This window comes from Phenylobacterium sp. (assembly GCF_030697925.1).
Classification (GTDB): domain Bacteria; phylum Pseudomonadota; class Alphaproteobacteria; order Caulobacterales; family Caulobacteraceae; genus Phenylobacterium.
Genome location: NZ_JAUYOJ010000180.1, coordinates 1 through 10510, shown reverse-complemented (window position 1 = coordinate 10510; position 10510 = coordinate 1). Strand labels below are relative to the sequence as shown.

The window sequence follows — 10510 nt, the reverse complement described above, 5'->3', positions numbered from 1 at the left end:
GACGCTGGCGATGTGTCCGCCATACTGCTCGTGGAAGGCCCGGAACGCCTGGGCGACCGAACCGTCGTCCGTGAGATCGATGGAAACGAGTGGGAAGTCGGCCTTCGCGCCCTCCCGGTCCATACCGACGACCCGATAGCGCCGGCGCAGCGCGGCGCCGAGCGCCCCACCGATATTGCCGGCGGCGCCGGTGATGAGGACAATCGGCTCTTCCTGCCCAGACATGCTCGCGCACTCGGCCGCCAACCCGCCTAGCCCAACGGGCGCCGTCGCCGAGGCGTTCCGCCTGCGGAGGCCGCAATCGGTTCAGGACAATTCCGCGGCGTCTGGGTTCCCGACAGGGCGGCCCGCGAGCGCTGACCCCGATTGCGCCCGCCAACCGCTATGCCGTGCGGCGTAGGAGCGCCTCATGCGAGCGCCAGAGGTAGTAGCCGAGCACGGCGCCGAAGAAGACCGTGTGGGCCACGAATTGCACTGCGGCGTTGGCGGCGGCGAACCAGGGGAAGGCCGCTGGCGCGATCAGGTAGAAATTCAGGAGCCACAGCGCGAAGCCGTAGGCCGTCGCCAGTCCGACGATGGCAGGGCGTGGGCGCAGGCCGCCGGCGATCGCAGCGAAGGCGCCGCCGTAGATCACCGAGAGGACCAGGTGCACGGCCAGGCCGGCCAGGCTTGCGGCCGTCAACGAATAGGCGGGATCGAGCGCCTGCGGACCAAGCGCGATGGCGCCGATCATCCGCAACGGCGCGGCCGTCTCGGCCACACCCATCATAGCCGCGCTGGCGACCATTTCGAATATTGCGAACACGACGCCGGCCATGACCCCGGCAAGGGCGCCCCGGCGGATGGCCCATGGGAACTCGGACTGCGTCACCGGGACATGGGAATGAGAAAGGACAGCCATGGCCGCCTCCCTTGTTGTGCATCCCGGAAGCTGAACGCTGCAGCCAAGGGACCGGGTTCCTGCCCGGCTTGCGTCCGGAACTCCGCGCGGCGGGCGTGGTTTGACACGCGGACATCCAGGAGACGGCCATGACCTTCGCCCTGCACAGCCCCGCCTTCCAGAACGGCGGCGCCATTCCCGACCGGTACGCCCGCGACGACCGTAACGTATCACCGCCATTGCGCTGGTCCGGCGCGCCGGCCGAGGCGAAGAGCTTCGTGCTCGTAGTCGAGGATCCCGACGTGGCGGACCGCCGCCGCGCCTTCTACCACTGGGCCGTCCACGGCATCGCGTCCAACCAGAGCGAGCTGCGCGAGGGCCTCGGCGTCGAGGGCGAAGGCGTGCGCCAGGCGGTCAACGACTTCGGCGAGGCGCGGTACGACGGTCCGCAGCCGCCGGCCGGCGCCCCGCACCACTATCACTTCAAGCTCGCCGCCCTGGACGTCGCCAACCTCGAGGCGCCGGACGGGGCCTCCGCCGCCGAAGTCTGGAACAGGGCCAAGCCGCACGTCATCGACGAGGCTGAGATCGTCGGCGTCTTCCGGCGGGCCAGACCGGCGCCTGGTTCAGTGGGTCTGCGAGTGCTGTCCCCCGGGCTGCGCGATCTCGCGCAGGACCTCGCCCAAGCGCGGCGTGTCGCCGCCGGCGGCGGTATCGCTCAGCGAGACGATGCCGACGAGACGCCTGTCCCGGTTCCCGACCGGCAGGCGGCGGACCTGGATTTCGCCCATGTTCCGCAGCACATCGTCGACGTCCTCGTCCTCGAAGCAGCACCTGAACTTGGCGCTCATGACGTCGCGGACCTTGGCGTCGGACCCCCTGCCTTCGGCCACCGCGCGCACGGCCATGTCGCGGTCGGTGATCATGCCGACCAGGGGGTCGCGCAAGGAAGGATGTCGACCAGCCCGCGCGGCTGTCGTCGCCCTAGATCCCTCATTCGCCGGGGCGGTCTCCCGGTGCTACAACGCCGCATTGGCGTGCGTCGAGAAGAGCTTGCGTCATGGAGTTGCGAGCGGCCGCGGCGCCCCCAAGCGCGCACGATGCCTCGGTCTTGGCCCTGGTGCTCGAGACCGCATTGGACGGCGTCATCGTCATGGGCGTGGACGGCGTGGTCATCGACTGGAACCATCAGGCCGAGGCGATTTTCGGCTGGCGCCGGGACGACGCGGTTGGGCGGATCCTCGCCGAACTCATCATTCCGGAGTCCTACCGGGACGCCCATCGCGCGGGCCTCGACAGGTTCCTCACGACCGGGGAAGGCCCTCTCCTGAGGCGCCGCGTCGAGGTCTCGTCGATCCGCCGATCCGGCGAGGCCTTTCCCATCGAACTCTCGATCTCGCCCGTCGAGGTCGAAGGCTCCACGCTGTTCCTGGGTTTCGTCCGCGACATCTCCGAGCGCCGGCGCAACGAGGACCTCCTGAAACGGCAGGTGCGTGAGGCGGAGCTGCTTCACCACGTTACGAGCGTGGCCGCCGAAACCCAGTCGCTGGACGAGATCCTGCAGCTCTGTCTGGATTCGGTCTGCGAGTTGACGGGCTGGCCAGCCGGCCACGCCTACTTGCCCCAGCGCGGCGATCCACTGCGGCTTATCCCGACGGCCATCTGGCATGGGGATCTCGATCAGTTCGCACAGCTGCGGGCGGCGACCGAGGCCAGCACCTTCAAGGCCGGAGACGGATTGCCCGGCCGGATCTGGCGCACGCGCGAGCCGGAGTGGATCGCCGACATCCGTCAGCATGGCGCCTTCCCGCGCGCGATCGTCCGGCGAACCCTTGGAGTTGATCATCCTGGAAGTGTCACGTGGGCTTCGCCCTGCACAGTCCGGCGTTTGCGGCCGGCGGCGCGATACCGGACCGGCACCTGCGGACGGGCCGGAACCTGTCGCCGCCCCTGCGCTGGACCGATCCGCCGGCCGGGACGCGGAGCTTCGTACTGGTGGTTGAGGATCCGAACCCGCCGCATGGCGTCGTCCAGCTCTGGGCAGCGCACGGCATCAACCCCGACCAGACGGCGCTTCGCGAGGGTGTCGGCGCAAACGAAGCGGGCATTCGCCAAGCCCCCAACGACCTTGGCAAGCCGCGTTACGACGGCCCGCAGCCTCCAGTTGAACACGGCGTGTACCACTATCACTTCCTCCTGGCCGCGCTGGACGTTCCGGAACTCGTGGTTCCCGGCGACGCCACGGCCGGTGATGTCTGGGAGGCGGCCCATCCTCATCTGATCGAGCGGGCCGACCTCGTCGGCATCGTCGCACCGGGCTGAGGACTCTCCTGAAGGGACCTTTTGGCGGTCGGGCGCGTTGCATCGCCGAGTCGCGAACGAGGCAAGCCATGGCGGCGTCCGTGCGTCGGGATCTGGTCTCCCGGCCCATCCACTGGTCCTACGGTTACACCATGGTCCCCAGCCACCTGCGCGATATCGTCGTCACCGAATACGGGGTCGCCGACCTGCGCGACCGCCCGGACGCTGACGTGATCGCGGCCATGCTCTCGATCGCCGACAACCGCTTCCAGGCGGACCTGCTGGCGCGGGCCAAGGCCGCCGGCAAGATCGACAAGGGCTATGAGATCCCCGCGGCGTTCCGCGACAACAGGCCCGAGCGGATCGAGCGGGCGCTCGCGCCGGCGCGCGAGGCCGGCCTGCTAACGACCTTTCCCTTCGGCTGCGAGTTCACCGACGTCGAGCAGCGCCTGCTTCCGGCCCCTCAGGCGTTGAGGGGGGCGACCGGGTCAGCGCCGCGGTTGGCGAGGCTCGCGGCGCGAGGGCTCACCGGCCGACGCGGCTCGCCGGAGACGGAGGAGGCCCTGCATCGCCTCGGGCTCGATCGACCGGGGAGCTTGAGGGAGCACGGCCTTCGGGCGCTCGTCCGCGGCGCGCTGGCGGCATGAGCCGTCGGCTCGGGCGCCCTCTCCGCCGGGCGGTGGCGATCGTGGCGGGCCTCTTCGCGCTCACATCGGTTGTCACGGCGCGCCCGGGCGACCCGGGGATCTATCCGCCCGCGCCCGGCGAACCCCGCCTGACGGTCTACGTGATCCACAACGGTTACCATACCGAACTCGCCCTTCCATCCGAACTGGTGAGCCGAGGCGGCGGCCCGACGGCCAAGGCCCTTCGCCGCCTGCCGGCGTCGCCGTGGGTGATGGCCGGCTGGGGGGACGCGGAGTTCTACGTGGGGCGGGGCTGGTCATTCCAGAGGGTCATCGACGCCGTGGTGGCAGCGCTTCCGCCGGGCGATCCGGCTTTGCTGCGATTGACGCCGCTGTCCCGCGCCCCCGATCGCGCGTTCAAGGGCGGCGTGCTGCGCGTGGAGCTGTCGCCCAAGGGCGCCGAACGGATGCTGCGGCGGCTGGACGGTTCGTTCCGCCTGCAGGACGGCGAACCCGTCGAGGCGGCATCAGCGGAGGATCACGGCGCGGCGCGATACTTCGAGAGCGTGGAGCGCTTCGGCCTGCCGATGCTATGCAACAACTGGACGGGCGAACTCCTCGACGCCGCCGGCCTGCCGACCACGCCGGCGCTGCACCTGCCGCCGCAGGGCGTCATGCTGGACCTTCGCCGGCGCCGAGCGGAACCCGAGCCGGCCGGAACGGTTGCGCGAGCACGCGACGGAGAACCCTAGGAGCTGCGAGATGGACGCCCTCCTGAGGGGCGGTGACGATCTTCCGACCTCACTCGCCATGTTCGCCGTCGCCGCAGTCGTTGTCTGGATCGCGGGGTCCCGCCTGGCGGGGTACGCCGCTCGGTTCGCGACGGCCACCGGCCTGGGCGGCGCGCTTGTGGGGCTCGTGCTCCTGGGCGGCGTCACCTCGCTGCCGGAGATCGCCACCTCCGCCACCGCCGCGATCGGCGGCTCCGGCGCCCTGGCGGCGAACACCCTGATAGGCGGCGTGGCGCTGCAGCTGCTGGCGCTCGCCGTCGTCGACGTGCTGGTCGGCCGAGGCGCGTTGACGGCCACCGTGCCGCGGCCCGACGTCCTCGCCTACACGGCGATGAACATCGTCATGCTCATGCTGGTCGCCATCGCCGTAGCGGCCGGCGAAGCTGAGCTGGGAGGCTTCGCCGTTGGCGCCGGCGCGATCCTGGTGGCGGGCGCCTACCTGCTCTGCCTCCGCACCGCCGCAGCCATCGGGCGAGGGGCTGGCTGGCGGCCGACAGCGTACCGCCCCGGGCATGACGGCGACAAGGCCCCGCCGCCTGAGGCCGAATCCGCAGGCCTCGGCCGGCTGCTGCTTCTGATCGCCGTGACCGGGGCGGTGATCCTCATCGCCGGCTATGCTCTGGCCCGCTCAGGCGAGGCGATCGCCCGCCAGACCGGGCTCGGAGAAAGCTTCTTTGGCGCGGTCTTCCTGGCGGGGGCGACCTCGCTGCCGGAAGTCTCCAGCGCGACCGCCGCCGTGCGGCTGAAGCGACCGCAGATGGCCATCGGCGACGTGCTCGGCGGGAACATGTTCAACCTGTCTCTTATCCTGCTGGTGGACGTCCTCTACCGGCCGGGGCCGGTCCTCGCCGGCCTCGGGGCGTTTTCGGTGACGGCGGCCTGTCTGGGAGCCCTGATGTGCGGCCTCCTGCTGATCGGCCTGGTCGAGCGGCGGGACCGCACGATCCTGCGGATGGGCTATGACAGCGTCGGCATGCTGTTGACCTACGGCATCGGATTGGCCGTGCTGTACCGCCTCAAGGACGCGGCGGCCGGCTAGCAGCTGCAACGCAGATGAGGTTCGGCCGTTCCATGGGTGTGGTGGGGATAGGCGGTCGGGCAAGCCCCGGAGGTCTCCATGGACGCGTGGTCCACCCTGGCCCTGTGCACCGGAAACCGGATGCCGGTGCTCGGCCTGGGCACGTGGCAGCTGACCAAAGACACCTCCGCGACTCGCTATCGTTCGCGTCGTTAGAGCCGGCAGTAGCGACGGTAGCCGGTGGTTTCGATGTAGGTGCCGGTGCGCAGATCGAAGGAGCGATAGCGTGTCCGGCACCGCTCGCGCCAATAGCGGTCGTCGCGGTGGGCGACATAGTAGTCGTAGTCGTCCTGCGATCCACGGATCGCCGCGCCCAGGGCGAAGCCCAGGATGGTGGCCGCCAGCGCCGCGCCGGGATCGTCGCCGTGGGGATGGTAGCGGCCGTCGCGCCACTCATAGCGGTCACGGTATCGCCGCTCCCAACGGACCCGCTCCCGGCAGTCGGACGGGCGCTCGCCGGCGAAGCAGCGGCCGTACTGGACCTGCAGGAGCTGGGCGTCGCCGGGCCGAGCAAGGGCCGGCTGTACGCCGGTAGGATAGGCCAGGGCGCTCGTCGCCGCGCCGGCCGCGAGCGACGTCGCCATGAGGAAGGTCGTGAGTTTGCGCATCGCGCTACCTCCTGAACTCGTCGGAAATAGAGAACTCGCGAACCCGACAAATCGCTCCGGCGCGTTCGCAAGGGAGTCCCCGACCTCGCGCATTCGCTCGCCGGCGGATTCGATCATGCGTCGCTCCGTCGGCCTTAGTTGACCGACTTGAGTCTTCCGGTTTGGAATTTTCTGCCATCGCATCTGAGACAGGCACGGCGCGCCGGTTCACGAGCGCCTTAGCGCGGCGGCGCAGCCTTTGGCTGCGGCGTGAACGGAGCGGGCGCGCCCCGCAAGGCGCCCAGCGGTCCCGTAAGTCCAGCGAAACCGCCCCACCAGGCAGGAGGTGGATCCATCTTTGGTTGGACAAACGAACGCCGCGAGCCCTGAATACGCCTCGGGGCCTGAGAACGTTGGGAGCGGCGATTTGGAGCAGGATCAGAAGGACCGGGCCCGCCGGCTCGCTGCACAATTGGTGATCGCCGAACAGCTCTTGGAGCCGGCGAACGCCAAGAACGCCAAGAATGTCAGACCTCTGCTGAGGACGGCGCTCGCGACGGCGGCCGGCAACGCGCACTCCCTGGCGCGCGCGCTAAGTGTCACCGACGATGAAATCCAGGCCGAGGCGGAAGCCCTGCGAAACCACAAGCAATACCAAAGCTAGACGGTCTGAGCGGCGCGCCCGCACACCGGTCTGAACGCGCGGCGCGCTCCATCGCTCCACGTCTCCCCCTCGGCTCACCGCCCCTTGGGGACCGGGTTCAACGGCCTGATCTGGTATTGCTCGGAGGGCGGGTTCGGCTGGTCTGGCTCGACGGTCCCGTACTTCAGCGTGATCACCCGGCATCCCTCGATCCGCCGATCGACGAGCAACTGGAGCCCGCCGGAGGCGGGCAGGTCCGCGAGCCGCCTGGCCACAGGGCGGCCCTGGCGGTCCACCACGTGGTAGGGGATGTTCCGGCACCGCGCAGGGACCTGGTACAGATTGGGCGTCGGCGCCGCGATCGGCTCGGCTACCGAGGCGATTTGCGTCTCGGCCGGACCCACGAGCTCAAGCGAAACCGGCGTCCCGTCTGCGCTGACGATGCGAACGGCCTGCGCGGCGCTGGCGGGCGCGACAGGCGCTGCAGCCGTCGCGGCGGCGAGGGCAATAACGATCATCGCGGTTCGTGAGTCCCATGTGTCCACACCTGTCAAACGAACCGGCGGCCGGCAGGTTGCTCGCGGTCGCGTGCTGGGCCCTTCGTCGATGCCGCCCAGCCGGGCTTGCCCCCATCGCGGGTCGGAACGAGCCATGGTGCGCGCCGTTCTCCACTCGTCAGCGCCGATGGAGTGTCGTGGCCTCCCGGACCGTCGAAGTGGTTCTCGCTGGGGCGTCAGCACTTGGTCTCGAAGGGCTTCGAGCCGCGCCTGATAGAGCCGCAGGCACGGTGAAGACGTCGGCCGGGGCATCGCTCGCGTGCGGATGAAAGTCCGCTCAAGGGCGCCGATGATTCCGTACGATCGGAGGAATTCCTCCGATCTTGCCGTAGCCCAGGCTCCGTTAAGGCCGGCCGAATGCGAAGCTCGAACGATGCAATAGAATGCCCGCCGCCCCCGTCCCTTGGCGGCCATATCAAAAAAGCTTTCACGCATCTCAGATGCGAGAAAGTTGGTATCGCGAGCGCTCGACCTGGGTTCGCACGCTAGTTGCCGAACTGGCGGTTTCAAACCTGCATAGGTTCGCGGGGTTTTTCGCACAGATGCGGAGGGTCATGCATAGGAACCGGCGACTTTCTGCACGCATCAAATGGGGCGCGTGAAACACCGCGAGGTCTATACACGTCCCCAAAACATATATAGAAAATCTGGAAAATCTATACAGATTGATCCCGTATGGCCCTGATCGCCAGCCACGTTCCGCCGCTCCTCCCCCTCTCCGTGGACCTGGAAACGAAGCGCGTCCTCAAAAAACTCGCCACGGCGCATCGGGCCTTGGCGGAGCTGAAGGGCGCGGCGGGCCTGGTGCCGAACGAAGCCATTCTGATCAACACGCTCTCCCTGCAGGAGGCGAAGGACAGTTCGGCGATCGAGAACATCATCACCACCCACGATGACCTCTATCGCAGCGACGATGTCGCCGACCGATTCGCCAGTGTCGCGGCGAAGGAGGTCTACGCCTATGCCCGGGCGATGCGGGAGGGCTTCCAGACCGTCCGCACGACCGGACTGATCACCATCAACGACATCCTCGCCATGCAGGCGACGCTGGAGCGCAACCAGGCGGGCTTCCGCCGACTCCCGGGCACCGCGCTGAAGAACGACAAGACCGGCGAGGTGGTGTTCACCCCGCCCCAGAGCTACGACGAGATCGTGCCGCTGATGGCAAACCTTGAGCGCTTCATCAACGGCGAGGACACGCTCGATCTCGATCCGCTCGTGAAGATGGCCGTGATCCATCACCAGTTCGAGACCATCCACCCCTTCTACGACGGCAACGGCCGGACGGGCCGGATCCTGAACATCCTCTATCTGGTGAAGGAGGACCTGCTGGGCACGCCGGTCCTCTATCTCTCCCGCTACATCAATCAACATAAGGCCGACTACTACCGCCTTCTGCAGGCCGTCCGGAGCGACGGCGTCTGGGAGGAATGGCTCCTCTTCATGCTGGATGGGGTGGAACAGATGGCCGGCCAGACAACCCGGCTGGTCCACCGGATCCGGGACCTGATGCTCGACCACAAGGTCCGCCTCAGGAGCGAGCTCCCGCGGATCTACAGCCAGGACCTGCTCAACAACATGTTCAGTCACCCCTACAGCAAGATCGCCTTCGTGGAGCGCGACCTTGGGGTGAGCCGCATAACCGCGACGCGATATCTCGACGAGCTCACGCGGATCGGCCTGATGCGGAAGCACAAGATCGGCCGCGAGAGCTACTACATGAACCGCGCGCTGCTGGATCTGCTGGGAAACGTCCAGACCGTTTAGGTCGCGACGATCAGGCCCCTTTGTCGTTCACGAGTCCCCTACAACTCGGCCAGGAGCGCGCGGAGCCGGGCTTCAAGGACTGAGACGGAGGGAGACGTCCGAAGGCCACGCCTCCGTCGCGTCGATCTCCGCTCGGGCGGCCGGGGGCCATCCATTCTCGCGCTTCAGTATCGACAGGACCTCCTGCGCCCGGCGTCGCGGTTCCGGCGCCGACCCGAAGGTGCGCACGAGCTTGCGGGCGTCGATGAGGGCCTGCTGTTGGCTGCCGGACATATTGACCTATGGGTGCGGCGGTGGCGGCGGTGAACGCGCCGCTTGCGTGGATTAGCCTCTCGGGCCGCTCCCACACAAGCCGTTGCTGACCGAGGCTTGGGCTGCAACAGATGGCGATCACGGCGGACGAGGGCTGCATGGGGAAATACGACCCGCTGGAAGGACACCTGCGCCGTCAGACGGCCGCCATCTATGAGATGACCTTCCGCGACATCGAGCGGGTGCTGGGCGAGCTCCTGCCGCGCAGCGCGCACCTCCGGAATGGTGGGCCAACGAGCAGGACCCCGCGACGCGCCACGTTCAGTGCAAGGCCTGGCTTCGGGCCGGTTTTCGAGCCCTCCCGCTCACGCCCGCCGAACGAGTCCGCTTCGAGCGTCGAGGCTGAGCGCCAGGTTGTTGGCTTCGCTGCCGCCGCTGGTGAACACGATCTTGTCCGGATGCGCGCCCAGCAGGTCCGCGACCTGGGCGCGCGCCCACTCGACCGCCTCGCGCGCCGGCCGGCCGCCCCAGTGCGGGCTCGAGGGGTTGCCGTGGGCGGTCTCCAGGTAGGGCCGCATGGCCGCCGCCACCCGCGGATCGACGGGCGTGCTGGCGTTGTAGTCGAGATAGATCTTCGCGGCGTCTGTCATGGCGCTGTCCTGGATGACCTGGCTTCGCGCATCGCGATCGCGACGACGCAGCCGGAGACGAAGGTGAGGACGCCGATCGAACCGATGGCCCATGGGGCCCCGAAGAGGTCGGCGATGACGCCCGCAGCCAAGGCGCCGACCGCGTAGCCCATGTCGCGCCAGAAGCGGTAGACGCTCAGTGAGCGGGCGCGCCAGGCCGGGTGGGAGGCGTCGGACACCGAGGCGATGAGCGTCGGATAGACCATGGCCGTGCCCAGGCCGAGCAGGATGCTGGCGGCCAGCCACCAGCCGAACTGCCGGGTCGCCGCGGTCAGGAAGAGGCCCGCGGCCTGCACCCACATGCCGGCGACGATCAGGCCCTTGCGGCCCCAGCGGTCG

Annotated in this window: 13 protein-coding genes and 2 pseudogenes; 8 read left to right on the top strand and 7 right to left on the bottom strand. The window is 68.6% G+C overall.

The features are described from left to right. Together Q8Q88_RS17445 and Q8Q88_RS17440 are read right to left on the bottom strand one after the other, a co-directional pair. A partial coding sequence (locus Q8Q88_RS17445; protein WP_305676453.1) for an NAD-dependent epimerase/dehydratase family protein occupies nt 1-225 on the bottom strand: 225 nt, incomplete at its 3' end. A 157-nt stretch (nt 226-382) separates the two neighbouring features. Further along, entirely contained in the window at nt 383-901 is a 519-nt protein-coding gene (locus Q8Q88_RS17440) for a hypothetical protein (RefSeq protein WP_305676452.1), read from the bottom strand. 128 nt (nt 902-1029) lie between these two features. Here Q8Q88_RS17440 and Q8Q88_RS24790 point away from each other — a divergent pair. Next, nucleotides 1030-1422, top strand: a pseudogene (locus tag Q8Q88_RS24790) (YbhB/YbcL family Raf kinase inhibitor-like protein); the annotation flags it as partial. An 84-nt stretch (nt 1423-1506) separates the two neighbouring features. Here Q8Q88_RS24790 and Q8Q88_RS17430 read toward each other — a convergent pair. Continuing rightward, on the bottom strand, nt 1507-1827 hold the full coding sequence (locus Q8Q88_RS17430; protein WP_305676450.1) for a CBS domain-containing protein: 321 nt from the start codon (nt 1825-1827) through the stop codon (nt 1507-1509). Nucleotides 1828-1940: 113 nt separating this feature from the next. On the opposite strand from Q8Q88_RS17430, the pseudogene Q8Q88_RS24785 reads away from it, so the two are divergent. The 5 genes and pseudogenes from Q8Q88_RS24785 to Q8Q88_RS17410 form a co-directional block, all read left to right on the top strand. After that, nucleotides 1941-2672: pseudogene (locus Q8Q88_RS24785) on the top strand (PAS domain S-box protein); the annotation flags it as partial. 68 nt (nt 2673-2740) lie between these two features. After that, nucleotides 2741-3202, top strand: coding sequence for a YbhB/YbcL family Raf kinase inhibitor-like protein (locus Q8Q88_RS24780; protein ID WP_371129873.1), 462 nt, complete (start codon nt 2741-2743; stop codon nt 3200-3202). Nucleotides 3203-3270: 68 nt separating this feature from the next. Further along, nucleotides 3271-3828, top strand: a complete 558-nt coding sequence (locus Q8Q88_RS17420; protein WP_305676449.1) for an acetyl-CoA hydrolase/transferase C-terminal domain-containing protein — start codon at nt 3271-3273, stop codon at nt 3826-3828. Then, on the top strand, nt 3825-4559 hold the full coding sequence (locus Q8Q88_RS17415; protein ID WP_305676448.1) for a DUF2459 domain-containing protein: 735 nt from the start codon (nt 3825-3827) through the stop codon (nt 4557-4559). The genes Q8Q88_RS17420 and Q8Q88_RS17415 overlap by 4 nt, the downstream gene beginning before the upstream one ends. Nucleotides 4560-4569: 10 nt before the next feature. Further along, nucleotides 4570-5637: a sodium:calcium antiporter gene (locus Q8Q88_RS17410; protein ID WP_305676447.1), complete on the top strand. Its 1068-nt coding sequence runs from the start codon at nt 4570-4572 to the stop codon at nt 5635-5637. A 191-nt stretch (nt 5638-5828) separates the two neighbouring features. Here Q8Q88_RS17410 and Q8Q88_RS17405 read toward each other — a convergent pair whose 3' ends face one another. Next, nucleotides 5829-6284, bottom strand: coding sequence for a BA14K family protein (locus Q8Q88_RS17405; protein WP_305676446.1), 456 nt, complete (start codon nt 6282-6284; stop codon nt 5829-5831). 406 nt (nt 6285-6690) lie between these two features. Between Q8Q88_RS17405 and Q8Q88_RS17400 the strand changes: the two genes are divergently transcribed. Continuing rightward, nucleotides 6691-6927, top strand: coding sequence for a hypothetical protein (locus Q8Q88_RS17400; RefSeq protein ID WP_305676445.1), 237 nt, complete (start codon nt 6691-6693; stop codon nt 6925-6927). 74 nt (nt 6928-7001) lie between these two features. Here the strand turns inward: Q8Q88_RS17400 and Q8Q88_RS17395 are convergent, their stop codons facing one another. Further along, nucleotides 7002-7424 (bottom strand): hypothetical protein, encoded by a 423-nt coding sequence (locus Q8Q88_RS17395; RefSeq protein WP_305676444.1) that lies wholly within the window; start codon nt 7422-7424, stop codon nt 7002-7004. A 714-nt stretch (nt 7425-8138) separates the two neighbouring features. Here Q8Q88_RS17395 and Q8Q88_RS17390 point away from each other — a divergent pair. Next, nucleotides 8139-9230: a Fic family protein gene (locus tag Q8Q88_RS17390; RefSeq protein WP_305676443.1), complete on the top strand. Its 1092-nt coding sequence runs from the start codon at nt 8139-8141 to the stop codon at nt 9228-9230. A 617-nt stretch (nt 9231-9847) separates the two neighbouring features. Here the strand turns inward: Q8Q88_RS17390 and Q8Q88_RS17385 are convergent. Continuing rightward, the gene (locus Q8Q88_RS17385; RefSeq protein WP_305676442.1) at nt 9848-10132 is read right to left on the bottom strand and encodes an aminotransferase class V-fold PLP-dependent enzyme; all 285 of its coding nucleotides are present in this window, start codon (nt 10130-10132) and stop codon (nt 9848-9850) included. Beyond that, the coding region (locus Q8Q88_RS17380) for an MFS transporter (RefSeq protein WP_305676441.1) at nt 10129-10510 on the bottom strand (382 nt) is incomplete at its 5' end. The genes Q8Q88_RS17380 and Q8Q88_RS17385, both read right to left, overlap by 4 nt.